At 69.9% G+C, this 25339-nt stretch carries 17 protein-coding genes and 1 tRNA gene; 7 read left to right on the forward strand and 11 right to left on the reverse strand.

Features of this window, described 5'->3' with window-relative positions; genetic code table 11:
• The first annotated feature begins 3 nt into the window (after positions 1 to 3).
• Positions 4 to 891, forward strand: a complete 888-nt coding sequence (locus G5S38_RS02155; protein ID WP_165063732.1) for an NAD-dependent epimerase/dehydratase family protein — start codon at positions 4 to 6, stop codon at positions 889 to 891.
• A gap of 184 nt (positions 892 to 1075) precedes the next feature.
• On the opposite strand, the gene G5S38_RS02160 is transcribed toward G5S38_RS02155, so the two are convergent.
• The 3 genes from G5S38_RS02160 to G5S38_RS02170 form a co-directional block, all read right to left on the reverse strand.
• A tRNA-Met gene (locus tag G5S38_RS02160) sits at positions 1076 to 1149 on the reverse strand.
• A gap of 141 nt (positions 1150 to 1290) precedes the next feature.
• Positions 1291 to 4236 carry a UPF0182 family membrane protein gene (locus tag G5S38_RS02165; protein ID WP_165063734.1) on the reverse strand — a complete coding sequence of 982 codons (2946 nt, stop codon included), beginning with the start codon at positions 4234 to 4236 and terminating at the stop codon, positions 1291 to 1293.
• 74 nt (positions 4237 to 4310) lie between these two features.
• Positions 4311 to 5423 (reverse strand): YlbL family protein, encoded by a 1113-nt coding sequence (locus tag G5S38_RS02170; RefSeq protein WP_165063736.1) that lies wholly within the window; start codon positions 5421 to 5423, stop codon positions 4311 to 4313.
• Positions 5424 to 5523: 100 nt separating this feature from the next.
• Between G5S38_RS02170 and G5S38_RS02175 the strand changes: the two genes are divergently transcribed.
• Complete coding sequence (locus tag G5S38_RS02175) at positions 5524 to 6903, forward strand: zinc-dependent metalloprotease (protein WP_165063738.1); 1380 nt, start codon at positions 5524 to 5526, stop codon at positions 6901 to 6903.
• A gap of 84 nt (positions 6904 to 6987) precedes the next feature.
• Here G5S38_RS02175 and G5S38_RS02180 read toward each other — a convergent pair whose 3' ends face one another.
• The 3 genes from G5S38_RS02180 to nudC all read right to left on the reverse strand — a co-directional run bounded on the left by G5S38_RS02180 (position 6988) and on the right by nudC (position 11252).
• On the reverse strand, positions 6988 to 7599 hold the full coding sequence (locus G5S38_RS02180; RefSeq protein ID WP_165063740.1) for a hypothetical protein: 612 nt from the start codon (positions 7597 to 7599) through the stop codon (positions 6988 to 6990).
• Positions 7600 to 8563: 964 nt separating this feature from the next.
• Positions 8564 to 10282 carry an ATP-dependent helicase gene (locus tag G5S38_RS02185; RefSeq protein ID WP_165063930.1) on the reverse strand — a complete coding sequence of 573 codons (1719 nt, stop codon included), beginning with the start codon at positions 10280 to 10282 and terminating at the stop codon, positions 8564 to 8566.
• A 13-nt stretch (positions 10283 to 10295) separates the two neighbouring features.
• On the reverse strand, positions 10296 to 11252 hold the full coding sequence (nudC, locus tag G5S38_RS02190) for an NAD(+) diphosphatase (protein WP_165063742.1): 957 nt from the start codon (positions 11250 to 11252) through the stop codon (positions 10296 to 10298).
• Between the two features lie 108 nt (positions 11253 to 11360).
• Between nudC and G5S38_RS02195 the strand changes: the two genes are divergently transcribed.
• Positions 11361 to 12365, forward strand: coding sequence for a phosphotransferase (locus G5S38_RS02195; RefSeq protein ID WP_165063744.1), 1005 nt, complete (start codon positions 11361 to 11363; stop codon positions 12363 to 12365).
• 67 nt (positions 12366 to 12432) lie between these two features.
• On the opposite strand, the gene G5S38_RS02200 is transcribed toward G5S38_RS02195, so the two are convergent.
• Positions 12433 to 13770 carry an MFS transporter gene (locus G5S38_RS02200; protein ID WP_235928854.1) on the reverse strand — a complete coding sequence of 446 codons (1338 nt, stop codon included), beginning with the start codon at positions 13768 to 13770 and terminating at the stop codon, positions 12433 to 12435.
• Between the two features lie 86 nt (positions 13771 to 13856).
• Between G5S38_RS02200 and G5S38_RS02205 the strand changes: the two genes are divergently transcribed.
• On the forward strand, positions 13857 to 14717 hold the full coding sequence (locus G5S38_RS02205) for a LysR substrate-binding domain-containing protein (RefSeq protein ID WP_165063746.1): 861 nt from the start codon (positions 13857 to 13859) through the stop codon (positions 14715 to 14717).
• A gap of 57 nt (positions 14718 to 14774) precedes the next feature.
• Here G5S38_RS02205 and G5S38_RS02210 read toward each other — a convergent pair whose 3' ends face one another.
• Together G5S38_RS02210 and G5S38_RS02215 are read right to left on the reverse strand one after the other, a co-directional pair.
• Complete coding sequence (locus tag G5S38_RS02210; RefSeq protein ID WP_165063748.1) at positions 14775 to 18098, reverse strand: ATP-dependent DNA helicase; 3324 nt, start codon at positions 18096 to 18098, stop codon at positions 14775 to 14777.
• Positions 18091 to 21228: an ATP-dependent helicase gene (locus G5S38_RS02215; RefSeq protein WP_235928855.1), complete on the reverse strand. Its 3138-nt coding sequence runs from the start codon at positions 21226 to 21228 to the stop codon at positions 18091 to 18093. The genes G5S38_RS02210 and G5S38_RS02215 overlap by 8 nt, the downstream gene beginning before the upstream one ends.
• Positions 21229 to 21335: 107 nt before the next feature.
• Between G5S38_RS02215 and G5S38_RS02220 the strand changes: the two genes are divergently transcribed.
• Positions 21336 to 21560 (forward strand): DUF3107 domain-containing protein, encoded by a 225-nt coding sequence (locus G5S38_RS02220; protein WP_165063750.1) that lies wholly within the window; start codon positions 21336 to 21338, stop codon positions 21558 to 21560.
• A 2-nt stretch (positions 21561 to 21562) separates the two neighbouring features.
• Entirely contained in the window at positions 21563 to 21871 is a 309-nt protein-coding gene (locus G5S38_RS02225) for a hypothetical protein (protein WP_165063752.1), read from the forward strand.
• A 49-nt stretch (positions 21872 to 21920) separates the two neighbouring features.
• On the opposite strand, the gene G5S38_RS02230 is transcribed toward G5S38_RS02225, so the two are convergent.
• A complete protein-coding gene (locus G5S38_RS02230) occupies positions 21921 to 22646 on the reverse strand; it encodes a ferritin-like fold-containing protein (protein ID WP_165063754.1) in 726 nt (241 codons plus the stop codon).
• Positions 22647 to 22807: 161 nt separating this feature from the next.
• Here G5S38_RS02230 and G5S38_RS02235 point away from each other — a divergent pair, with 161 nt between their 5' ends.
• Positions 22808 to 24364, forward strand: coding sequence for a DEAD/DEAH box helicase (locus tag G5S38_RS02235; RefSeq protein ID WP_165063756.1), 1557 nt, complete (start codon positions 22808 to 22810; stop codon positions 24362 to 24364).
• 121 nt (positions 24365 to 24485) lie between these two features.
• On the opposite strand, the gene G5S38_RS02240 is transcribed toward G5S38_RS02235, so the two are convergent.
• The gene (locus G5S38_RS02240; protein WP_165063758.1) at positions 24486 to 25337 is read right to left on the reverse strand and encodes a PHP domain-containing protein; all 852 of its coding nucleotides are present in this window, start codon (positions 25335 to 25337) and stop codon (positions 24486 to 24488) included.
• Between the last annotated feature and the right edge of the window lie 2 nt (positions 25338 to 25339).

Here is a 25339-nt window from a genome sequence, read left to right on the forward strand (position 1 = left end):
ACAATGAAGATCCTCATCACCGGAGCCCACGGCAAGGTCGGCAAGGGGGTCACCAAGGCGGCGATCGACGCCGGCCACGAAGTGTGGACCACCGACCTCAGCCGCCCGGGATTCGAGCGCAAGGAGGAGGGCACTCCGCGTTACACGCAGGCCGACCTCACCGACGCCGGCCAGGCCTACGCCGTCGTGCACGGCGCCGACGTGGTCATCCACATCGCCGCCATCCCAGAGCCGACCGGCAACCCGCCACACGTCGTCTTCCAGACCAACATGATGGCCACGTTCAACGTGCTCGAGGCGGCGGTCAGGTACGGCGTGCAGCGCTTCGTCTACATCTCGAGCGAGACCGTGCCCGGCTTCTTCTTTCCGGAGCGCGACTTCCTACCCGACTACGCGCCGGTCGACGAGCAGCACCCGATCGCGCCGCAGGACCCGTACGCGATCTCCAAGCACTTCGGCGAGCAGTTGATGGATGCCGCGATCCGCCGTTCCGATATCCGGTGCATCACCATCCGTCCCAGCTGGGTGCAGACCGAGGCGAACTACGAGCAGAACCTCGGCCCGCAGGTGCGTGACGCGTCGGTGCTGAGCCCCAACCTGTGGAGCTACATCGACGCCTACGACCTCGCCGACGCGATCGTGCTGGCCGCGGAGAGCGACCTGCCAGGCCACGAGGTGTTCTACATCGCCTCGCCCGACAACGTGGGCGGGCACGACTTCGCGGCGGTGCTGAAGGAGTACTACGGCGACACGATCGAGCTGCGCGACATCGACCGGGTCGACGCGTCGGGCATCAGCAGCGCGAAGGCGCAGCGCATGCTCGGCTGGACCCCGAAGCGGTCATGGCGCGACTACCTCGACGCCGACGGAAGGCTCATCGCGACGTCATAGCGCGCTGACGTACGAATAGCGAGAAGGGCCGGAACAGTCACTGTTCCGGCCCTTTCGCATTCCGGCGGGTGGCGTGTGGCCGGGCAGGTGGCCGGGCCAACACAGAAGGGCCAGCCAACACAGAAGGGCCAGCCAACACAGAAGGGCCGGACCAGTCTTTCGACCGGTCCGGCCCTTCTTCTTGTTGCGGGGACAGGATTTGAACCTGCGACCTCTGGGTTATGAGCCCAGCGAGCTACCGAACTGCTCCACCCCGCGGCACAAGAAGAAACACTACCAGACGTTCGTGCACTCCGTTACCGCGAGGTGTCCGGCAGTGAAACGGACGATGCCCGCCCCCAACCGGATGGTCGGGGGCGGGCATCGGTGGCGCTTACGAAGGCGCCTGTGCGGCGGGGATTACTCCGACGCGGCCAGGGCCTGCTCGATGGCCGTCTGCAGCCGCTGGTCGGCTTCTGCGGCGCCAACGAGGTCGTTGGTCGCATAGGCGTCGGCGCGGTCCGAGAGGGCCTGCTGGGCGTCTGCCAGGGCCGCGTCGAGCACGGCGTTGCCGGTCGACTGCGTCGGGGCATCTGCAGGCACGTCGGCGGGCACGTCGGCGTCAGGCGTGTCCTCGGCGGGCTCCTCGGTGCCGTCGGGCACCTCGGTGTCATCCGGGACCGTCGGCACTCCGCCGTCGCCAGCCACGGCACCGGAGTCACCGGCGAAGAGCGAGTCGAGGGCCGCATCCAAGGTGTCCTCGAAGGCGATCTGGTTGCCGAACGACACCAGCACCTTGCGGAGGATCGGGAAGCTGGTTTCCGCAGTGGACTGCACGTAGACCGGCTGCACATAGAGCAATCCGCCGCCGACTGGGAGGGTCAGCAGGTTGCCTCGCCTCACCTCGGTGTCACCCCGGGTCAGCAGGGCGAGCTGGTTGGCCACCTCGGTGTCGGTGTTGAAGTCGTTCTGCACCTGTCCTGGTCCCGGCACGGTCTCCTGGCGAGGCAGGGTGAGCAGGGTGAACTGGCCGTAGTTCTCGGCCACCTCGCCCGCCGTGCTTCCGGCGTTCGCATTGACCGCCATGTAGCCGGTCAGCACGTTTCGCGTTCCCTCGCCCTCGGCGTCGGGGATGTAGGTGGTGTAGAGCGAGAAGTCGGGCTCCTCCGCTCCCGGCACCTGCATGGTGAGGTAGTACGGCGGCTGGAACTGCGCCGTCGCGGCCGACTGGGTCGGGTCGTTCGGCGTGATCCACGCGTCGTCGTTCGAGTAGAACGAGTCGGTGTCGGTCACGTGGTAGGTGCTGAGGATCGCGCGCTGCACCTTGAACAGGTCGGCCGGGTAGCGAACGTGGCTGAGCAGCTCACCCGACATCTCGGTCATCGGAACGACCGTCGACGGGTAGATCTTCTGCCAGGTCTGCAGCACCGGGTCTTCTTCGTCCCACGCGTACAGCACCACTTCACCGCTGTAGGCGTCGACCGTGGCCTTGACCGAGTTGCGGATGTAGTTGATGTTGTCGATCGCGTAGGCGGGTGCCGGCGTGTAGGTGTCGACGATCGCGTTGCTGAGCTGCTGGATGTCGGAGTACGGGTAGTTCGCGCTCGTCGTGTATCCGTCGACGATCCACAGCACCTTGTTGTCGACGACCGCGGGGTACGCGTCGCTGTCGAGGGTCAGGTACGGGGCGACCTTCTGCACGCGCTCACGGGGGTCGCGGTCGTAGAGGATCTGCGACTCGTCGTTCACCGCGTCGGAGAGGAAGATCTCCTCAGACTGGAACTTGATCGCGTACAGCAGCTTCTTGAACACGTTGTCGATGGTCGGTCCGCCGTTGCCGGCGTACGTCGTGGTGGTGTTCTGTGCTTCCTCGTCTTCGGCAGACGGGTAGTCGAGTTCGACCGGCCGGGTGCCTTCCGGCGCACCGACGATCGAGAACTCCGGCGACGACTCACCGAAGTAGATGCGGGGTTCGTAGTCGGTTCCCAGCGCGCCCTCGGACGGGATGCCCGACTGCAGGAAGACCGGCAGGCCCTCCGGTGAACGCTGGTTTCCGTAGGCCGCGACGACGCCGTACCCGTGGGTGTAGACGAAGGTGCGGTTGTAGAAGTTGTTCGCCGAGCCGAGGCCCTCGAGGTCGAGTTCACGGGCGGCGATGACGGTGTCCTGCACCTGTCCGTCGATCTCGTAGCGGTCCACGTCGAGGTCATCGGGGAACTGGTAGTACTGGCGGAACTGCTCGAGCTGCGCGAAGGTGCGGGTGACCAGCGCGGGGTCGATGATACGGATGTTGGCGGTGGTCTCCGCGTCGCCGCGGAGCGCGCCGGCCGCGGTGTCCGTCGATGGCGTGAAGTCCTCTTCCACGACATCGGCCACACCGTACGCCTCCCGCGTGCCCTCGATATTCCGGTCGATGTATTCGGCCTCGAGGCTTCGCGCGCTCGGGTTGACCTGGAAGTTCTGCACGATGAACGGGTAGACGGTGCCGACCAGCAGTCCGCTGATGAGCAGCAGCGCGGTTCCGATGATGGGCAGGCGCCAGCGCCCGATGATGGCCGTGACGATGAACAGCACGGCGACGAGGGCGGCGGCGATCGCGAGGATCTGGCGGCCGGGGATGACCGCGTTGGCATCGGCGTACGAGGCTCCGACGAGCAGCCCGCTGCCGTTCTGCGACAGGGTGGCGTACTGGTCGAGCCAGATGCTGAAGGCCTGGATGAGCAGGTAGACCGCGGCCGTGATGGACAGCTGGATGCGCGCCTGCTTGGAGATGCGCACCTCACGCCCGTTGAAGCGCAGCGCGCCGTACAGGTAGCAGGTGGCCAGTGCGGCGATGGCGGAGATCAGCACGACGGCCGAGGCGAATCCCGCGACCGACTGGTAGAACGGCAGCTCGAACAGGTAGAACGAGACGTCGAGGCCGAACTGCGGGTCGGTCTCCCCCGACGGCGTGCGGTTCAGCCACTGCAGGGCGACCGGCCACCGCGAGGAGCTCGCGACACCGGCGAACAGGCCGAGCACGGCGGGGATGCCGATCATCGCGAGCCTGCGGAGCGGCTCGATGACCTGCTGGTAGCGGTCGAGCTGGGCGTTCAGCTTGGCGTAGACCGGGCGGGCGCGGAACGCCAGCGAGATGCTCAGGTAGACGGGAACCGCCATGGCCAGGAACCCGATGATGAACATCACCGACCCGGCGATCCAGCCGGTGGTGAGCACGTTGGTGAACCCCAGCTGCTCGTACCAGAGCCAGTCGGTGAACAGGCTGGCGAAGATGAAGAAGACCACGACCAGGGCGGCGATGACACCAGCCGTAATGGCGAGCGTCGATCTGGCGCGGGAGGCGGGGCGGGTGTCCGTAGACGTCAAGAGGGTACTCCTGGCTTAGGTTGGCGGTGTCAGCCCATCTTAAGGGCGGCCCGCTGCGAGTATCCCCGCGCCGGTCACTCTCCGGTAACGGTGCAGACCGGAAGTGCGCTCAGGTCTCCGTCGGAGGCGATGGTCTCGAGCACCGTGACGGCGTCGTCGAGGGTCGAAATGGCGTAGACGTCGAGCCCGTCGGGAATGTGCCCGACCACCTCGTCGCAGTTCGCGGACGGGGCGAGGAACTCGGTGGCCCCCGCGTCGACGGCGCCGTACAGCTTCTGGCGGATTCCGCCGATTCCGCCGACCGTTCCATCGGCGGTGATCGTGCCGGTGCCCGCGACGTCGGCCCCGCCGGCCAGCGAACCCGGCGTGAGCTTGTCGATGATCCCCAGCGCGAACATCATCCCGGCGCTGGGGCCGCCGACCTGCTCGAGCCGGATCTCGACCTCGAACGGGAAGTCGTATTCGGTGGCCACGCTGATGCCGACCACCGGGGGTGACCCCTCGCCGTCGGCCAGTACCGGAGTCACCTCGAGGGCGAGCTCGGCGCCGCCGCGTAGGACCGTCAGGGCGACGGGCTGCCCGGTGCCGTTGTCGGCGATGATCGAGCGCAGCTGTGTGACGTCGACCGGTTGCTGGCCGTCGACGTCGACGATGACGTCTCCCGCCTCGACGATCCCCTCGGCCGGGGTGCCATCCGGAACCTCGGCAACGGTCAGGGTGCTGTCGAGGTCGTAATCGAGCTGCCCGAGGGATGCCGCCACTGCGTCTTTCTGCGAGTTCTCCATGTCGACCGCGCTGCGCTCCTGCGACTGCTCGACGGTCTCCCCCTCCGGGTACACGGCATCGACCGGCACGACCGCCCGGCTCGGATCCACCCAGGAGGTGACGATCTCGAACCACGGCGGCGGCGACTCTCGGTTGCCCACCACGTTGACGGTCAGCAGGCTCAGTGACCCCTCCGTGGGGTAGGTCGTTTCACCGGGGATGTCGATGAGCGGCTCCTCGACGTCGTCGACCACGACGTCGCCGAGGGTGTCGAAGACGGGACCCGGGCGCTGGATGACGTAGGGCGACGGCAGGAGGCCGAGCCCGAGGACGGCCACGAGGCCGGACGACAGGATGATCCATCCCACGCGCCTTCGCTTCGGCAGGCGGGCGCTCGGGCCCGCGCCTCCCAACAGAGTCATTGCGGTCCTTTCACGGTGTTCGCCACGGGCGCACAGCGTGATGCCAGAGCGGAGGCCAAAACCCAGTCTTGCAGACGGGCCACGGGCTAGCGTAGATCGCATGCCTGATGATTCGCGGCAAGATCCGGAAGATGAATTCCGCGAGATGCTGAGGGAACTGCTTTCGGGCAATTCCGACATAGACCCTGCCCAGCTCGCCAAGGCGGCTGGCCTGCCCAACGATCCCGCCATGATGGCCCAGCTCATGAGCCAGCTGCAGAGCGCCATGCAGCACCAGGGCGACGGCGTCGACTGGAAGATCGCTTCGGAGCAGGCGAAGGCCATCGCGTCGAGCGAGACCGTGGCGACGACCCCGGCCGAGCGTGCCCAGCTCGACCAGGCGTTCGTCATCGCCGCGCTCTGGCTCAGCGAGGCCACCGTCGTCTCCGAGCTGACGGTGAACCCGCGCCTGATGAGCCGTTCGGAGTGGGTGAACGCCACCATGCCGGTGTGGACCCAGCTCGCCGAGCCGGTCGCCCTGAGCATCGCCGACGCGCTCACCGACGTGCTCAAGCAGCAGGCCCCCGAAGAGATGTCCGGCATGATCGAGGGCGCCAGCCGCATCATGCGCAACGTCGGCGGAACGCTGTTCGCCATGCAGCTCGGCCAGGTGGTCGGGCAGCTGTCAGGCGAGGTCGTCTCCGGCGGCGACATCGGCATCCCGCTGCTCGATGCCTCGGGCGGCGTCGACCTGCAGGCCGCGATCCTGCCGCAGAACATCGCGGCATTCGGCGACGGACTCGACATCGAGACCGACCAGGTGCAGCTGTACCTGGCAGTGCGGGAGCTCGCGCACGCGCGCCTGTTCCGTCACGCCAAGTGGCTGCGCCTCGGGCTGATGACGTCGATCACTGAATTCGCCCAGGGCGTGCGCGTCGACACCGGCAAGCTCGAGGAGCTCGCCGCCACCTTCGACCCGTCGAACCCCGAAGAACTGCGCGAAGCGATGGTGAGCGGCGCCCTGATCCCGCCGAAGTCCGACGCGCAGCGCGCCGCGCTCGATCGCCTCGAGACCATGCTCGCCCTGGTCGAGGGCTGGGTCGACGTGGTCACCGCGCAGGCGACCACCCGACTGCCGAAGTCCGCGGCCATCGCGGAGACCGTGCGTCGCCGTCGCGCCGCCGGTGGGCCCGCCGAGTCAGCGTTCTCCACCCTGGTCGGCCTCGAACTGCGCCCCCGCCGGCTTCGCGAGGCCGCAGCGATGTGGCAGCGCGTTACCGACGAGGTGGGCGCGGAACGCCGCGACGCCCTGTGGTCGCACCCCGACGTACTGCCGACCTCGGCAGACATCGACGACCCGGGAGCACTCGTCGCGCGCCTGCTCGGCGGCACCCCGGAACCCGACGACGTCGACCAGGCGATCGCCGACCTGCTCAACGACACGACCGACGACCGGCCGCACGAGAACACCGACGGTTCGGCCGACGAGCCGAAGGCCTGACGGCACTCGATCTCGTCGGATTCCCGGTCGTCGCCTCAGGGCGTCGGGCGGGAATTCCTCATGTCGTCGCTCGGGGGTTTCGCCTCAGGCCTTGGGCCGGGAATTTCTTAGGGCGTCGACGATCTGCTGCCACTGCGGCTCCACCCGGTCGGCGAGGGTGGCGAAGGTCTCGTCGCTGATCCCGGGATTGCGCAGCGCCCGGAGCGTCAGCTCCTGGGTGGGGTGCGCATCGACCACCTCGGAGACGAATGCGTCGCCGACGGCCTCGTTCTGTACGAGAAGATCCCAGAGCGCGGGATTCGACGACGTGATGAACCCGCGCAGCACGCCCAGCGGTGTGGACGGGTTGAGCAGTACCCCGAGGATCACGGGGCAGTCGTGGATTTCGGCGAGCCAGGTGAGGGTCTCGGCGCTTGCTGCCGGGTTGGCCGCCACCATGGCCCGCGCTGCTCCTGCGTTCGGCACGGACGGGTCGACCGGGCCGCGGGCGATCGCGTCGAGTACCGCGGGCGGGGTCATCGTCGAGGCGGCGAGCGCAAGTGCCTGGGTCGCGGCGTCGTCGGCCGCGGGCGACCCGGCATGCGCGGCGTCGTCGCCCTCCCGCTCGTCGCCGGGCTTCTGCTCGGCAGCGCGGTTCTCGATACCGCGATCCTCGACAGCACGGTCGGGCGACTCGGGGCGATCGGTGCTCATCATCATGTTCTCCTGCGGCTTGCGTATACCACGTCGGGTGGTGCGCGATAAGGACACCACGGTCCCCCGACATCCACCAGACCCCCAAGTGAGGTATCGTCTCGTTCCTGAGGGGTCCGGTGTCGTTACCCGGGCTCCTCTGCCGCACCAGCGCCTGTGGACGCTCTCGCGTCAGGGCCCCCGCCCCGTGGAATCATTCCCGCCATGGTGCTGCAGCTCGATCCCCGGTTCCCCCTGGTGTGGCGTTCCCCGCACAGCCTGCAACTGGGTGTCGATCGCCCCGCTGCCGTGCTGCACGACGTGACCGATGCGCAGGAGCGTATGGTGTCGGCACTCGTCTCCGGAATCAGTCGCCCCGGACTCGCGATGGTGGCCCGCTCCGCGGGGGCTGACGTCGGCGAGGTCGATGAGCTGCTGCGGGCCGTGGCTGGCGCGATGCGGCCGCCCGCGGCATCCACCCCACCGCATTCCGTGGTGCTGGTCGGACACGGGGCCACGGTCGACCGGCTCGCCGAGTGCCTGGCCGGGGCTGGAGTGGTTCCGCGGGTGGTCGGCCTCGATGACGAGGAGGCGGCGAGTGGCGAGGCCGGCGTGGGAGTGATCGTCGCCCACTACGTGGTGGACCCGGCATACTTCGGGCTGTGGCTGCGGCGGGACCGGCCGCACCTCGCTGTGCTGTTCGGCGACGCGAGCGTGCGGATCGGCCCGATGGTCGAGCCGGGCATCGGGCCGTGCCTGTGGTGCGTCGAGCGGGCCAGGTCGGATATCGATGCCGCGTGGCCGGCGATAGCGTCGCAGCTGTGGGGAAGGCGCAGCCGGCACGATGCCGGGCTGGTCGCCACGGAAGCGGCGGCGCTGGCCAGCCGGATGATCCTGGCGCGGCTGGTCGTGCAGGCGCCCGGCGCGGCGAGTGCAGCCGAGGCGGGTACGGCGGACTCCCTCAGGGTGGATGCCGCCACCGGAGTCACTACGCGCGAGACCTGGCGCCGGCACCGGGAGTGCGGCTGCGGAGCTCTTCCAGAAAACGCGACGGTCGACGAACCGCGGATCGCTGTGGCTGGGCCTCGGCCCACGAGAGGTGCAGCCGCTGGCGGGCCCGCGTGATGCCGACGTAGAGCAGGCGGCGCTCCTCGTCGATCGCGGCGAGCGTCTTGGCGTAGCTGATCGGCACCAGTCCCTCGCTGATGCCGACGAGGTACACGGTGTTCCACTCGAGGCCCTTGGCGGAGTGGAGGGTGGCGAGGGTCACGGCCGCCATCGTGGGTTCGTGCTGCCCCTCGGCACGCTGGGCGAGGTCGTCGGAGAACGCGCGGAGGGTGGTTCCCGGGGTGGCCGCTTCTGCGAGCTTCATGAGCTCGTTGAGGGACTCCCACCGGTCACGCACCGCCCCGCGGGAATCGGGGGCATCCTGCATCCACCCCAGGGATCTGAGTACATCGCTCACGGTCTTGAACAACGGCTCGACGGTGTTCGCGACCGCCGCTCCCTTGAGCATCATCATCGCCTGCTTGACCTCGGGCAGGTCGAAGAACCGCTGCCCGCCGCGCACCTGGTATCGCACCCCGGCATCGCCGAGGGCCGCCTCGAGGACGGCGCCCTGCGCGTTGACGCGGTACAGGATGGCGATGTCCTGCGGGCGGGCGCCTGCGGCGATGCGGTCGGCGATCTGCCCGGCGACGGCCCGCGCCTCCGAGCGGTCGTCGCGGTAGCTGATCACGGTCGGCTCGACCGGGCGGCCCTGGGCGGCCGTCGCGGCACGCAACGTGAGCGACCCGGCCCGGTCGCGCATCAGGCGGTTCGCGGTGTCGACGATGGCCGGCGTCGACCGGTAGTTCTGCTCGAGGCGCACCACGGTGGCGTTGCGGTACCGCGAGCCGAAGCCGAGCAGGTTGTCGGCGGATGCCCCGGCGAACGAGTAGATCGTCTGGCTGGCGTCACCGACCACGCAGAGGTCCTCGCGATCGCCCAGCCACAGCTCGAGGAGCGCCTGCTGGAGGGGCGAGACGTCCTGGTACTCGTCGACGACGAAGAACCGGTACTGCTCGCGCACCTGCTGCGCCACCCACGGTTCGGTCTCGATCATGCCGGCGGTCGCGAGCAGCACGTCTTCGAAGTCGAGCTGGCGGCGCTCGTCCTTGACCCGTTCGTACGCCGCGTGCAGCGCGACCATGCGGTCGACGGTGAGCGACGACGGCATGGCACGCGACTCGGCGGCCGTCGCGTACTGGTTCAGGGTGAGGCGGGAGACCTTGCGCCACTCGATCTCGGCAGCGAGGTCGCGCAGGGTCGGCGTGTCGAGTTTCAGCCGCAGGGTCTCCGCGGCGTGCGCGATGAGGCGCCCCTTGGATTCGAGGATGCGCGGCATGCTGCCGCCGACCACCTGGGGCCAGAAGAATCCGAGCTGCGAGAGCGCGGAGGCGTGGAAGGTGCGCGCGGCGACCCCGCCGGCGCCGAGCTCCCGCAGCCGCCCGCGCAGTTCGGCGGCGGCACGACTGGTGAAGGTGAGTGCCATCACGCGGCCGGGAGGATAGACGCCGGATGCCACGCCGTACGCGATGCGGTGGGTGATGGCCCGCGTCTTGCCGGTGCCCGCTCCCGCGAGCAGGCAGACCGGCCCGAGCAGCGCCTCTGCGGCCACCCGCTGCTCGTCGTCGAGCCCGTCGAGCAGGGACTGCGCGGTGGTCACCTGGGGCACCCGCTCACCAGTCGACGCGGTCGGGGATCGGGCCGCCGAACCAGTGCTCGAGGATGGCGCGCGCGATCGACGCGTGGCCGGGCAGCGCGATCTCGTCGAGCGACGCCGCGAGCTCCACCCTGCTGAACCAGCGCAGGTCGAGGATCTCCTCGCCGTCCGCGGCGAGCGTCGACTCCCTGGACGGGTCGACGGTCGCGATGAAGCCGAGCATGAGCGACGCGGGAAAGGGCCACGGCTGCGAGCCGAGGTAGACCGGGTCGACGATGCGGATGCCGGACTCCTCGTAGACCTCGCGCACGACCGCGTTCTCGAGCGACTCCCCCGGCTCGACGAACCCGGCGAGCAGCGAATACCGGTTGGCCGGCCACATGGCGTTGTGGCCGAGCAGGATGCGGTCGTCGGCGTCGACGATCCCGACGATGATGGCCGCGTCGGTGCGTGGGAAGAGGTCGCGGTCGGTCGCCCGCAGCTCGTCGCCGTCGGGCATCACGCGACGCACCCAGCCGCCCTCGGCCGACATGGTCGGCTGGCCGGTGCGGGGCGAGAACGCGTGCGATTCGTGCCAGTTGGCGAGGGCAAGGGCCTCGGTGAACAGCCCCGCCTCGAGGTCGCCGAGGGACGCACCCAGGGTGCGCAGGTTGCCCCAGGATGCTGCCGCGAACGCTTCGGCCGTGGCATCCATCACCACTGCCGCGAGGTAGGCGGTGCCGTCGTCGAGGGACCGGCCCAGGTAGAGCAGCAGCGCGTCGGTGGCGACGCCGGTGGGCAGGTCGCTCGGCGCACGGAGGGCGAGGCCGGTGCCGCCGTCGGCGAGCAGGGCGCTGCCGTCCGAGAGCACGATGACGCGGGTCGTCGGGTCGGCGAGCAGCTCGTCGAACAGCTCGGGCCGCGACCTGGCCAGGTAGTCGCGATCGATGCGGTGTCGCGAGAGCGGCAGCCGGTCGGTGAATCCTGCGGGCATAACCGTACCTAACACGTCGGGAGGGTGACTGTCTCCGGACCGTCACCGGGCTGGGGATTCTGCGTGGCGGTGGAACAGAGCCCCCGCGGAACGACCTACCCTGTCGGTATGGCCAGATCCCCCTTAACTCTAGCTGCGCTGGCCACTTCGGCCGTTGACGCGCTCGACGTGACCTCCGCCTCCCCGCTCGGCTCGACGGGCAGCGCCACCGACGCCGCCCTGCTCTTCACCCGCGACGGTTCGCGCCTGATCGTGCGCGTGCCGCGAACGAAGTCGTCGGATACCGCGCTCGGCGCCGAGCTCACGAGCCTGCGCGCCCTGAGCGGCGGCATTCGCGCGCGCCTACCCTTCCCGGTGCCGACGTTTCTCGGCGACGCCCCCGCCCCGCCCACCAGGGCCTTCGTCTACGACCACCTGGCAGGCACGCCCGTCGACGTGACGCGCATCGGCCGGGGTGACCCGCTCGCGGCGAACATCGGCCGGGGTATCGCCGCGGTGCACTCGCTGCCGACCAGCTTCGTCGCCGATGCCGACCTGCCCATCGTGCGTCCGCTCGACGCGCTCACCTCGGTGTCAGCCATCATGGACCGCGCCACCTCGACCGGGCTGGTGCCTGCCGCGCTCGTCGACCGCTGGGAGCACGCGACCGAAGACGCCGCGCTCTGGCAGTTCGCGCCGACGGTCATCCACGGCGACATGAGCTCGTCGGTCATCCTGCACGAGGGCGATGCGGTGACCGGCATCCTCGGCTGGCACGCGCTGAGCGTCGGCGACCCCGCGCGCGACCTGTTCTGGGCCCTCGGCTCGACGACGACCGGGGCCGCCGATGGCATCTTCGAGGCGTACAACATCGTGCGCGGCTCGACCGACCGGCAGACCCGCAAGCGCGCCATGCTCTATGCGGAGCTCGAGATCGCGAAGTGGCTGCTGCACGGAACCGAGCAGCGCAGCACCGACATCGTCGACGACGCCGTCGCGATGCTGCACGACCTCGTCGACGTGGTGCAGCACGACGGCACCCGCAACATCGACACGAACACCCGCCCGGTCATGACGGTCGAGGAGGTCGAGGCGATGCTCGACCGCGACGAACGGCACCCCGAGGGCCGGTAGCGGTCGGTCGCCGGTCGACGCATGCGCGGGGCGGCGCACGCGCGGGTCGGCGCGCTTACCGTTGAGGTCAGCTGGCCCGGCGGGTGCGGCGCACGATCGTGACCGGCGCCCGCGGGGCGCGCAGGTTGACCCGGAGGGTGAGCTGCCCGGTGCGCGCGAGGATCGCCGCGATCGTGACGCCCGCGATCGCCGGCACGAGGCCCGCGACCACCATGGCGGTGCGCGCGCCATACTCCTCGGCGATCCAGCCCATGAGCGGTCCGCCGATGGCCTGCCCGCCGAGCAGCACCATGATGTACAGCGACATGACGCGCCCGCGGATGCCGATGTTCGACGACAGCTGGGTCATCGATTCGGCCGCGGTCGCGAACAGCAGTCGCGACAGCCCGAGGCCCACCAGCAGTACGAGGAACGCGCCGCTCGACGGCGCGAGCGCCGCGAGGATGGTGACCACCCCGAACACGATCGCGGCGCCGACGATGGACCGCAGCCGCAACGTGGTGCGCCTGGTCGACGCGAGCGCTCCGAGGAAGGCACCGACCGCAGCGGCCGAGCTGTAGAGGCCGTAGCCGGTCGCGCCACTCGCGTACGTGTCATCCGCCATGGCCGTCAACAGCACCGGGAGCGACATTCCGAACGTCGACACGAAGGCGAGGGTGACCATCGACCAGAAGATCGCGGGCTTGGATGCCACGTAGCCGAGCGCCTCGCGGATCTGGCCGCCCGACCGCCCCCGACGCGGTGCCGGGCGCAGCTCCGAGGTGCGCATCAGCGCCAGCGCGCCCACGACGAGCAACGCGGCGACGGAATTGACGCCGATCGACCACCCGGATCCGACGATGACGATGAGGTAGCCGCTGATCGCGGGGCCGATCAGGCCGCCCAGGTGGAAGATCGACGCGTTGACGCTGATCGCGTTGCGTAGCCGCGAGTTGCCCACCATCTCGCTGACGAAAGCTGCACGCGCTGGCCCGTCGATGGCGGCGGTGGTGCCGAGCAGGAACGCCGCGAGCAGCACGTGCCACACCTCGACCACGCCGGCGAGGGTGACCGCGGCGAGCGTCGCGCACAGCACACCGACGATGGCCTGGGTCGTCATGAGCACCGCACGCCGGTTGAGGCGGTCGGCGATCACGCCGCCGTAGGCACCGAACAGCAGGATCGGTCCGAACTGCAGCATCACGGTGATGCCGACCATCGTCACGCTGCAGGTGAGCTCGAGCACCAGCCAGTCGACGGCGATGCGCTGCATCCAGACCGAGGTGTTGGAGATGACCTGCGAGATGACGTAGAGCCGGTAGTTGCGGATGGCCAGCGAGGCGAAGGTGTCGCGCAGCCGCGGCCGATCGAGCAGCATCGGGATGGGTTCGGTGGCGGGCGTCTGGAGATCGGTGAAGGTAGCCACTGATTCACCGTAGGCGCGCCCGCAGCATCATCGAACTGAATGCGGTCTATAACACCTATTCGATTTGACAATGATAGCGTTCGGTCATGTTCGATCCGGTGCTGCTCAAGACGTTCGTGGCCGTCGCGGAGACGCTGTCGTTCACCCGCTCCGCCGAGCTGCTCGGGATCAGCCAGCCCACCGTCTCGCAGCAGGTGCGGCGACTCGAGAAGGCGGCGGGACGGGTGCTCGTGGCCAGGGACACCCGCGACGTGAGACTGACCGACAACGGCGACGCGATGGTCGGGTTCGCCAGGTCGATCCTCGCCGCACACGACGAGGCGGCCGCATACTTCACCGGGTCGGCGATGAAGGGCCGGCTGCGCTTCGGGTCGGCAGACGACCTCGCGCTGACCCAGCTGCCGCTGATCCTCCGCGACTTTCGCCAGCTGTACCCGCACATCAACCTCGAGCTCACCGTCAACCAGAGCGGCGTGCTGTCGCGGCGCCTCGCGGCAGGGCAGCTCGACCTGGTGTTCGTCAAGCAGGAGCCGGGCGCGTCCGATGGCCGGGTCGTGCGTCGGGAGCGACTGGTGTGGGCGGCACACAAGGCGATGTCGCTGGATGCCGCGGCCACCGTTCCGCTGATCGCCTACCAGGCGCCCAGCATGAGCCGGGCTGCCGCGATCCGTGCCCTCGAGGACGCAGGGCGCACCTGGCGGATCACGTGCAACACCCGCGAGGTGAACGGGGTGATCGCGGCCGCTCGGGCGGGTATCGGCATCGCGGTGTTTCCGCAGACCATGGTGCCGCCCGACCTCGTCGACGTGACGAACGCCTTCGACCTGCCGGCCCTCGGCGAGGTGGAATTCGCGCTGCTCGCGAATGCCGCGACGGCGAGGGCACCCGTCGACACGCTGATCTCGGCGATCCTCGGCCGACCGAGCTCGCTCACGCCGGCCGGGTAGCGAACCGGGGGCAGCGCCGGGTGCAGCGACCCGGGTGCAGCGCCGAGTGGTCGGCGATCACGAGTCGGCCGGGGCAAGGCCCATGGCGTCGCGCCAGCGTGCCACGAGCTCGTTCTCGTCGAAGATGCGGTCGGGGGCGATGACGGTGTCGTCGGCGACGAAGTAGAACACCGCGTCGACGAGCGACGGGTCGATGCCCTTCCACCGGGCGAACGCGAGCCGGTAGAGCGCGAGCTGCAGCTGCTTCTCTTCGAGGTCGACGGCGCCGCGTGGTGCCTTACCCGTCTTCCAGTCGACGACCTGGTAGCGGTCGCCGTATCGGTAGACCGCGTCGATCTTGCAGACGATCACCTGCCCGTCGAGCGGCAGGTGGATCTCGCGCTCCACCTCGACCGGGCGCTTCTGCGCCCACTCGCTGGCCTCGAAGGTGGCGATGAGCTTCGCGAGCCTGGCGGCGTCTTCCGCAGGCTCCCCCGACTGAGCGAGGGAGTCGGCGGGGTGTTCCGGCGGGTTGTCGGCTGCAGCGCCCCCTGGGCGCCTATCACTGGGGTGTTCGCCGTCGGGTGCGGCAGCAGCATCCATCTCGACGGCGAAATCCACGTCGTAATCGAGGTCGAGGTCGAATGCGCCCGGCTCGACGTCAATCGTCTCGAGCGCCCCCGCGGCGCCGTAGCGATCCTCGACCCAGGCGTGGAAGAGGGTGCCGAGGCGGGTCGCCCGGTATGGACGCTCCGGCATGGGGCGGCGAAAGGACTCGGCGACGGATGCCGGGTCGGTGACGTAATCCTTGAACCGCGAGGCCGACACCCGGCGAGGCAGGGTGACGAGGTCACCGGTGGCGAGGCGCCGTGCCCGCTCCTCGAGCAGGCGAACCAGGTCGGACTCCCATTGCCCGCCCTCGCCGGGAACGGCGTCGCGCACGAGCTCGGCGGCCTGCTCAACGGCGCGACGGCGCCCGCCCAGCGGATCCATCGGCCACCGCATCAGGTCGGGCTCGCTTCCCAGCGGGTTCTCCTCGTACTCGCTGCGCTCCGGCAGCGCGGGGATGATGCCGCGTTCGGCGAGCGGGAGGAGGAAGGGACTGGGCCCGCGCGCCTTGGAGTGCCCGGCCCAGAACGACCCGGTGATGAGCAGGGAGTGGCGGGCTCGCGTGACGGCGACGTATGCGAGCCGTCGCTCCTCCTTCTCGTGCCGGGCCCGCACGGCGTCGCGGAACTCTTCCCTTGCCGCGACGAGCTCCTTGCGGGTCTCGGCGCCGCGCCAGGCGAAGACCGGCAGCTCGGCGCTGTCACCGCGGAATTCGTAGGGAAGCGCACCCCATGCGAGCCACCCGGAGTGTCCTTCGTTGGGCGTCGCGGGAAGCTCGCCACCCACCATGCGAGGGACGACCACGAGATCGTGCTCGAGCCCCTTGGCCCCGTGGATGGTCATGAGCTGCACCGTGCCAGGCTCAGGCTCCTCGGGGCGGGGCATCAGGTTGTCCCGCCATTCCGCCTCGCGCAGCCAGGCCAGGAACCCCGAGAGCGACGGTCGCTCCTCGACTCCGACGTAGGAGTCGAGTGCATCGAACAGGGCGTCGATGTTCGCCCCGCCAAGGGGCAGCGTGTCGTTGGCGACGACCTCGATGTCGAGGCGCAGCTCCTGTTCGACGAAGGTGACGTAGTCGAGCAGGTCGAGGCCGGTGCGGGAGCGCAGGGTCGCGAACGTACGGGCGGCATCGCGCAGCCGCTCGAGCCCGACCGCACTGAATCCCTCGAGGGCGGTGTGGCCGTCGCGGGCGGTTCCCACGAAGTCGAGCGCGTCGACGACCGAGGCCTGCTGCTCGTCGGTGACGGCGGCGCGCAGCACGGCGCGCAGCTCCTCGTCGAGGGGACGCTGCGCGTAGTCCCGCCTGCCGAGCCACGACGCGACCTGGCGCAGGGCCTCGAGGTCGCGCACCCCGATGCGCCAGCGCGATCCGGCGAGCAGTCGCACGAGCTCGGCACCGGCCGACGGGTCGCTGGCGACCGTGAGGGCGCTGACCAGGTCGGCGATCTCGGGCTCTGCCAGTAGCCCGCCGACACCGAGCACGTGGAACGGCACGTCGTGGCGGCGCAGCGCGTCGATGAACACCGCCTGGCTCTTGCGCGCCCGGAACAGCATCGACGCGGTGGGCGGTGCCGAGCGCGGCCCCGCCTTTCCGGGCTCGGCGAGTTTCGCCTTGAGCCAGACGGCGACGGTGTCCGCCTCGTCGAGCACCGTCTCTTCGAATGCGACCTGCACCGGCAGGTCGGACGCGGTCGCCGACGCGGTCAACCTCTCCACGCCGACCCTGCTCTCGGCGATGAGCGGGTCGATCAGGGCGTTGGCGACCGACAGGATGCTGCGCCCGTTGCGCCAGCTCGTGGTGAGCGCGTACTGCTGCACGGCGGTGCCCGCACCGAACTGTGCGGCGAAGCCCTCCAGGTTGGCGGCACTTGCGCCGCGCCATCCATAGATCGACTGGTTCGGATCGCCGACAGCCATCACCGGGTGGCCGGCGAAGAGTTCGGCGAGCAGCCAGGTCTGCACGACGCTGGTGTCCTGGTATTCGTCGAGGAGCACCACGCGGTACCGGTCGCGGTAGTCGTCGACGACCGACGGCACCCCCCGCACGATCTCGAGGGCGAGTGCGACCTGGTCGGAGTACTCCACGAAACCGCGGGTCGCCTTGGCCGCGTCGAACTGGGCGGCGAGGTTGACGAGCGCGGGCAGCGCACCGACCTTGCGGGCCATGTCGTCGACCTCGGCGTACGCTCCCCTGCCACCGGGGGCGAGGTCGGCGACGAACGCGAACTGCGCTCCGAACGACGCGACCGCGGCCGGGTCGACCACGTTCTCGCTCATCGCGTGACTGAGGGTGAGCACGTCTTTCGTGAGGCTGTCGACGCCGCGCGACATCAGCGGCAGCCTCGGGTCGGTGCTCCGCACAACGATGTCGCGGGCGAGCTGCCACGCGGAGGCCTCGCCGAGCACCGCACCGTCGCTCTCCCTGCCCAGGCGCACGGCGTTGTCGCGAAAGATCGTGTTCGCGAACGAGTTGTAGGTGGCGACGACCGGGGGCTCGAACGGGTCGTACTCCCCCGCGAGTCCCTTCGCGGCGAGTTGGGCGATGCGGTCGCGGATACGCTCGGAGAGCTCGCCGGCGGCCTTGCGGGTGAAGGTGAGCCCGAGGATCTGCCCCGCGGTCACGTGACCGTTGGCGAGCAGCCACAGCACGCGGCCCGCCATCGTCTCCGTCTTGCCGCTACCCGCGCCGGCGATGACGATGGCCGGGGTCATGTCGGCCTCGATGACGCGTTGCTGCTGCTCGGTGGGGCGCGGCAGGCCGAGCGCATCGGCGATGTCGATCGCGCTAATCACTGGTGACCGCCTTCACCCGGGTGAGGGCGGCGGCGGAGTTGCCGACCGCGGCCCAGCCGGTGACCTCGACCTCGCCGTCGAAGCCCGACGCGGCCATGACCTCGGCGGCGTCGAGGATGCGCTGCCGGAACGCGTCGAGCTCGTCGTCGTCGAGCGGTGCCTGCTCCGCCTCGCGATAGCTGCGCCCGGCGATGCCCTTCTTGACGAACAGCAGCTTCGCTCCTCCCGGCTTGTGGTCGCCGAGCGGGTCGAGCACGTCGTCGAGTTGCCCGGCCGCGTAGGCGAGCTGGTAGGCGCGCAGCTGGGCGTGGCGGGCGATGTCGTCGGCGCGGGTGATGGGGTTGCCGGTCTTGAGGTCGACGATCACGACCGAGCCGTCGGCTGCGCGCTCCACCCGGTCGATCGACCCGCTCAGTTTCGCCCGGCCGAGGGCGAGCTCGAACCTGGCCTCCGCCGCGGCGAGCCCCTTGCCGTCGCGGGCGAAATCGGCGAGGTACTCTGCGACGCCGGCCGCGAGGGTGCGGGCCGCGCGCTTCTGGAACTCCGAGATCCACGGTGACTCGAAGCTCAGCTCGGCCCACCGACTCTCGATCGCGGCGGCGAGTCCGTCGACGGTGTGGTCGGTCGCGGTCTCCATCGCCCAGTGGATGACGGTTCCGAGGCCCATCGCGGTGCTGGATCGCGACCCCGCGACACGGTCGACGAACCAGTCGAGCGCGGACTTCTCGACCCTCTCGAGCTGCGACGGCGACACCGGCACGGTCTCGTCGTCGCCGTACAGCGGCGCGTCGGTCGACGGGTCGAGCAGCCCGTGCCACTCGGCGGGGTCGGCGCCGGGCAGCCCATCGCGGGCCATGGTGGCGAGGGCGGATGCCGCGGCGGCGCGGTCTGCGGCCGACCGGTGTGGCAGCACCAGCTCGCGGCGCAGCACCCCGGTCAGGCGGCGCAGCGACAGCGGGCGCATGGTCGACGTGTCGGTGACCGGCAGGTCGGGTGGCAGCAGGCTGAAGAACACGCTCGGCGCCTCGTCATCGTTGGCGACCGCGGAGACGATGACCCGGCGGCGGGCGCGGGAGACGGCGAGCGCGAACATGCGCAGTTCGTCACCGAGCACCTGGGCGCGGGCATTCACGGTGCTGGTGTCGATGCCGGTGACGATGTCGACCAGCGCCTGGGGGTCGAGCAGCGAGCCGCGAAGGCGGAGGTTCGGCCAGCTGCCCTCCTGCACGCCGGCGACCACGACGATGTCGACCTCGAGGCCGACCACGCCCGATGGGGTGGTGACCAGCACCGCCTCGTCGTGTGACTGGGGCGAGAGGGTGTCTTCTGGCACCTCGGCGTCGAGCACGCCGTCGAGGAACACGCTCGGGGGGCTGCCTGGCGAGCGTTCGACGAAGCGGCGGGCGGCGGTGAAGAGGGCGAGCACGCCGTCGAGGTTGCGGTTAGCCTCCGGCGCGGTGATGCCGGCCCCGAGTGCCTGGTCTCGCCAGGTGGTGGCGAGCCCGCTGCGTTCCCATACCAGCCAGAGCACCTCCTCGATGGTGCCGCCGCGCACCACGGCGGCCCGCACGGAGGCGAGCATGGTGGCCATGCGGTCGGCGGAGCGTGCGACACGGTGGTCGATGGTGATGAACCGGCCAGGCGAGGCGAGCCCGTCGACGAGCAAGTCGTCACTCGTGCGGTCGCCGCCGCCGGAGAGTTCCTCGGCCCTGAGGGCGAGCCGGAGCCGGCGGAGCCCGAGGCGATCCAGCCCGCCGAACGGTCCGAGGAGCAGGTCGGTCGCGGCGCCCGGGGTGAGGGGCGAGCGGCCCATGCCCACGTCGACGACGGTGAGCATGGCACGCGCGGCGACGTCGTCGCGCAGCGGCCTCCCGCCGACCGAGGTTCTGGTGGGAACGTCGGCGAGGGCGAGAGCGCGCGCGACGGCGGGCACCTGGGCGCCGCTGCGCAGCACGACCGCCATCGAGCTGAATGGCACGCCGTCGAGCAGGTGGCTGCCGCGCAGCAGCCGGGCGATCGATGCCCACTGCCGGGACGGGGTGGCGGCCTGGATGCGCACGATCGCCTTCGGCGCCGGCGCGCCCGCCGCGAGCGCGGCACGCTGCGGGCCGGCCGCTGCCGTGCCGATGCGCTGCACGATCGTCGACGTGAGGCGGCGCAGCTCGGCACCCTGCCGGTGCACCGTGCCGAGGTACAGCACCGCGGCGTCTGGCACGCCGAGCACGCTGGGGAGTCGGCCGAGCGAATCCGGCTCGCCACCGCGGAAGGCATTCGCCGCGACATCCGGATCACCGAATGCGACCACGGTAACCCCCCGCGCCGCGAGCGCGGCGAGGAGCGAGATGGTCGACTCGGTGGCCTCCTGCAGGTCGTCGACGACCACCAGGCGCAGCGCCTCGATGCGCTCGCTGACCAGGCCGGACTGCAGCGCGCGCACCGCGGCGCCCACCAGTTCGGCCGAGTCGTACTGGCCGGGACGCAGCCACGCGCTCACCTGGGCGTATTCGTCGAAGAACTGCGCGGCCGCCGCCCACTCCGGGTGGTCGTGCTCGCGGGCGAGTCGTCGCAGGTCGTCGTTGCTGACGCCGTACTCGGTGGCACGCATGAGCAGGTCGCGCAGTTCGGTGCGGAACTCGCCGAGCGCGCGTACCTGCGGGCCGAGCTCGGGCGGCCACTCCGGCCCGGTGCCGTCGTCGAGGTGGCCGGCGAGCAGGTGGCTGATGTCGCTGTCCTGCTCGCCACCGGTGATGAGGCGTGGCGGTGGCTCGCCGGTGGTGGATGCCGCCGCCGCGACGATCTCGAAGGCCAGCGAGCCCACCGACCTCGCGAGCGGACCATTCGTGGGCACCGCGAGGCGCACCGCCAGCGTGTCGCGCAGCCGGGTGGCAGTCGATCGGTTCGGGGTGATCGCCACGATGCTCTCCGGAGCCCACCCGAGCCCGAGCACGCGATCGGCGACCAGCTCGACGAGCGTGGCGGTCTTGCCGGAGCCCGGGGCGCCGATCACCGCGGCCGACCGGCACGGCGCAAGGTCGATCACCGCCCGCTGACTGGAGTCGAGGGCGACCGGAGTTCCATTCACGCCCGCGGGATCGCTGGCGTCGCGACGCTGGAATCCGGTGCTGCTCACGGGGTCCACGGTAACTCGCCGCACCGACATCACCCCGCCGACCGCCGCCGTTCCGCTGACAACGAACGGGTTCAGAACGCCCACCGGCGATGTCGTAATGTGAGCGAGTGGACATTCGCATCGGCATCATCAACTCCCCCCGTGAACTCAGCTTCGAGACCAACCAGACGGCAGGCGAGATCGAGAGCCTCGTGACCGCAGCCCTCGAGGCCGGTGCGGGTCACCTCTCGCTCAAGGACGACAAGGGCCGCATCTACCTTGTTCCGACCGCGACCCTCGGATACGTCGAGATCGGTTCCGACAGCTCACGGCGCGTGGGGTTCGTCGCCTGACGATGGAACTCTTCTTCGTCGCGGTGATCGCGGTGGTGCTGGGCGTCGTCGCCCGGTACATCACGCCGGGTCGTCACACGCACGGAGCCGCGCTCGTACCCGCAATCGGCGTAGCAGCCGCCGCGCTCGTATGGACGGTGCTGACCTGGGTCGGCATGCCGTTCGACGGCGGGTGGATCTGGGTGATCACCATCGCCGTCGCCGTAGCCGCACCGCTGGTCGCCGCGAGGATGCTGCCGGGTCGTCGTGCGGCCGCCGACGAGCGCCTGCACGAGAAGCTGCTCGGCTCTACCCCTCGGGTCGCGTACTAGCGCGAGATCCGTCGGGACCGACCGAATGGGTCGCCGCAATCTCAGGCGATCAGGCCGTGAGGCCGAGGGCGTCCATGCGACGGGTGTGCGCCGCGATCAGCTCGGTGAATACCGGCTCGAGGCGCGCTTCATCTGGGCGGGTGTTCTCCGGCACGGCGAGCGCCGACCTCGCGACGAGCAGCGTGTCACCGACGAGCCGCCTGCCCCACATCGCGAGTCGCGATGCGAGCTGCGGATTCGCCGCGATGGCCTCGCGCAGTTCCTTGACAATGGCCTCGTTGCCGATGTCGGTTCCGAGCACGGCGGTCACCCGTCTCGCCTGCTCCGACGGAAGTCCGCCGGCGAGGCGCATGAAGAAGTCGTCGAGCAACCCCGCGGTGACGTAGCAGGTGACGAGGTTCTCGTACCAGTCGCTGCCCACCGTGACGCGCTGGAAGCGGTCGATGTCGCGCGTGTACGGCTCCATGGTCGCGCCGGGCTCATGACCGGTGCGGTGCAGCTCGTGGATGAGCCCCTCGTATTTCGCCATCGACAGCTTCGCGACCGTGCTCATCGCGTTCTTGCCGTGGATGGTGGGCGCGGTGGCGACGGCGCGCGCCGCCGTCTCGAAGATCGACAGCTGCAGGTAGGCGGCCCGTCCGAGGTAGGTGGTGGGGTCCGGCGTGAGTTCGCCGAGGGCGACCCGGTTGACGTTCTCCGCACCGTTCTTCAGGGCGCGTGGGCGAACCCGGGGAGAGTCGACGCTGTTCCCTCGCCGCTGAAAAATGGACACCACGCGGCTAGCCTAGCCGCGACATCGTCGGCGCCCCACACCGCGCTGCGCACTGTAACCCCTCCGGCGCACTAAACTGTGCCCAAGCCCCCTATCTGACGGGGGCACCTACGCCCCAGGACCAAGCGGGCGTAACCGCTTACTGACGACAGGGCTATTCTCTCGTGACTTTTTCCGAACTCAAGATCGACCAGGACATGGTCGACGCGCTCGCAACCAAGGGCATCGTCGAACCGTTCCCCATCCAGACCCAGACCATCCCGCTCGGGCTCGCTGGCCAGGACATCATCGGCCAGGCCAAGACCGGAACGGGCAAGACCCTCGGCTTCGGACTCCCCCTCCTGCAGGCGCTCGGCACCGACCCGGAGCCCGGCGTGAAAGCGCTCGTCGTCGTGCCCACCCGGGAGCTGTGCGTCCAGGTCGCCGAGGACCTCGTGCTCGCGGCATCCAATCGCTCCACCAAGATCGCCGCGATCTACGGCGGCAAGGCATACGAGGGCCAGATCGAGCAGCTCAAGGCCGGCGCGCAGGTCGTCGTCGGAACGCCCGGCCGCCTGCTCGACCTCGCGAGCCAGCGGATGCTGTCGCTCAAGGACGTCAAGGTCATGGTGCTCGACGAGGCAGACAAGATGCTCGACCTCGGTTTTCTCTCCGACATCGAGAAGCTCTTCGCGCAGACCGACCCGTCCAGGCACACCATGCTGTTCTCGGCCACCATGCCCGGCCCGATCGTCGCCCTCGCGCGCCGGTTCATGAACCGCCCCATCCACATCCGCGCGACCGACCCCAACGAGGGGCTCACGCAGGCGAACATCAAGCACGTCATCTACCGCGCGCACAGCATGGACAAGGACGAGGTCATCGCCCGCATCCTGCAGGCCGAGGGTCGAGGCAAGACCGTCGTGTTCACTCGCACCAAGCGTGCTGCAGCGAAGCTCGTCGAGGAACTCAACGACCGCGGGTTCAATGCCGCCGCCGTGCACGGCGACCTGAACCAGGAGCAGCGCGAGCGCGCCATGGCCGCGTTCAAGGCGGGCAAGAAGGACATCCTGATAGCGACGGATGTCGCGGCTCGCGGCATCGACGTGAACGACGTGACGCACGTGATCAACCACACCATCCCCGACGACGAGGACACCTACCTGCACCGCGCGGGACGTACCGGCCGCGCGGGCAAGACCGGCATCGCGGTCACGTTCGTGGACTGGGACGACCTGCACAAGTGGACCTCGATCAACCGCGCGCTCGACTTCGGCCAGCCGGAGCCGCTCGAGACGTACTCGTCGTCTCCTCACCTGTTCACCGACCTCGACATTCCGGCCGGAACGCGGGGACGCCTCGCGAGTGCTGGGCCCGCGCGGGTGCGCGAGCCGCAGTCGAAGACGTCGGATCGCGGCGGCCGTGACGGTGGACGTGGTGGCTCGGGCGGACGCGGCGGTGACTCGTCGGGCGGCCGCGGTGCGGGCGGACGCGGCGGTGACGGCGGCGGCGCGTCGGGTGGCGGCGACCGTACGCGGTCGCGTTCGGCACGGCAGGGGTCCGGTGCGCAGGCGTCGGGCGGCCAGGGCGATGGCGCCGCGGCATCCACTGCCTCTACGGGGTCGGGTGCGTCGAGTGACGCCGTCTCGACCGAAGCGAAGTCCGAGGGAACGCGCTCGCGTAGCCGCCAGCGCACCCGTCGCCGCAACCCCGGCGCGACCCCGCCGGCAGCAGCCAGCTAGGCGAGAATTCGACGCGTAGTCCTGACGGGGCGTTCCACGGTGGTTATCGTGGGGCGCCCCGTTCGTCGTGTGCGTGGGTGGTCGGGCAGCGTTCACCACGCGCGCGGGGCTCAGCGCGGGTTCAGCCGGTGTACGGGCGCGAACCGGTTCCCCGGGCGATGAGCCGTTCGTACACCTCGGGGGCGGTGCTGTTCTCGGCCAGCCGGTTCGGCTTGCCGTCGCCGTGGTAGTCGCTCGAGCCGGTCGTGGCGAGGTCGAACTTCGCGGCCAGTTCGGTGAGGCGGGTGCGCCCGCTCGTGGTGTTCTCGCGGTGGTCGATCTCGAGTCCGAAGAGGCCCGCGCGAACGAGTACGGCGAGGCGGTCCTCGGGGATGACCGCGTCGCGCCCTCGGGTGCCGGGGTGCGCAAGCACTGGAACCCCGCCGGCCGCGACGACGAGTTCCACGGCCTTCAGCGGGTCGGGGGCGTAGTGCGGTTCGAAGTATCCGGCTCGCGGGTGCAGGATGCTCTCGAATGCGGCGCTGCGGTTGGGCACGTGGCCGCGGGCGACCAGGGCGTCGGCGATGTGCGGGCGACCGAGTGTGCTGCCCTCCCCCGACTGGGCGAGCACGTCGTCCCAGGTGAGGTCGTAGTCGGCCGAGATGCGCTCGACGATGTGTTCGGCCCTGCGCAGGCGCGACTCGCGGATGCGGGCCGTCTCCGTGACGAGCCCCGAGTTCTCCGGATCGAACAGGTAGGCGAGCAGGTGCACACTGCGCCACCCGACCTGGGTGCTCAGTTCCATGCCGGGCACCACGGTGAGGCCGGTTCCGGATGCTGCGCCGAACGCCTCTGTCCAGCCCGCCGTCGAATCGTGGTCGGTGATCGCGATCGCACCCAGCCCGGCGGTGACGGCGGCCCGCACCAGCTGCGACGGCGTTTCGGTGCCGTCGGAGACGCTGCTGTGGGTGTGGAGGTCGATGGGGCCGAGCATTC

The sequence above is a fragment of the Marisediminicola senii genome (genome assembly GCF_011057645.1).
GTDB lineage: Bacteria > Actinomycetota > Actinomycetes > Actinomycetales > Microbacteriaceae > Marisediminicola > Marisediminicola senii.